2 rRNA genes are annotated in these 1,041 nt (G+C 71.8%); both read left to right on the top strand.

The annotated features are described in order from the left end of the window. A 23S ribosomal RNA gene (locus DVA66_RS20655) occupies positions 1-116 on the top strand; the annotation flags it as partial. A 129-nt stretch (positions 117-245) separates the two neighbouring features. Then, a 5S ribosomal RNA gene (gene rrf / locus DVA66_RS20650) occupies positions 246-362 on the top strand. Positions 363-1,041: the final 679 nt, after the last annotated feature.

Below are 1,041 nucleotides of genomic sequence, written 5' to 3'. Positions count from 1 at the left end.
GGCTCCCACAGCACAAGCTGGTAAGGCCCCCGGCAGACCACCGGGTGATAGGTCGGATGTGGAAGCACAGCAATGTGCGGAGCTGACCGATACTAATAGGCCGAGGGCTTGTCATCACACACAAACTCTGCTCCAAGGCGATGATGTCGCCTTGAATGATGTTTCGCGCCCACTGTGAGGTCTCTCGAGACACCAACACCAACCGCACACACCCTTGTGTGGGGTGTTGGACATCTCCATAGAGTTTCGGTAGCCACAGCGGTGGGGAAACACCCGGTCCCATTCCGAACCCGGAAGTTAAGCCCACCAGCGCCGATGGTACTGCACCCGGGAGGGTGTGGGAGACTAGGACGCCGCCGGACAACCACACACGAAGGCCCCCGCACCGCTAGGTGACGGGGGCCTCGTGCATTTCACGACGTGTGCCTGGTTCCGGTGCGGTGCGATGCAGCACCCCGGGTTGGTCCGGGCACGGTGCAGACGACAGGATGGTGCGGTGGCAGACAGCGGACGCGGACGACCCGGAGACGGCCCCCGACGCGGGCGGGACGGCGGACGCCCCGAACGTGGCGGCGGTGGACGACCCGACCGCAGCGGCGGCGACCGCGGTCGCGGGCGCGACAGCCGGTCCGGAACCGGTGCGGAGCGGGACGACCGCCCCTGGAGCAATCGTGACCGTGACGACCGGTCCGGGAGCGGGCGCGGCCGTGACGACCGTCCGGGCGCCGGTCGCTCGGGCGACCGCGACCGGGGCCGGGGGGAGCGTCCCTCCCAGGGTGGCCCTGGCGGAGGTCGTGGCGGGGACGAGCGTGCGCGAGGCGGGTCCGGTCGCGATGACCGCGCCGGCGGACGCGGGGAGCGCCGCTGGGGCGACGACTCCCGTGGCGAGCGTGGCGGTGGTCGTCGTGGCGACGACCGGGAGCGCGGTGGCGGTGGCCGCGGAGGCGACCGGAGCGGACGCCCCGACGAGCGCCGTGGAGGCGACCGGGACGCGCGGAGCGACGCCGGCCTGGGACGCGACCAGGGCGACCGTGGCGGGCG

Source organism: Desertihabitans aurantiacus, assembly GCF_003344635.1.
GTDB lineage: Bacteria > Actinomycetota > Actinomycetes > Propionibacteriales > Propionibacteriaceae > Desertihabitans > Desertihabitans aurantiacus.
This window is presented reverse-complemented; position numbering and strand designations above follow the sequence as displayed.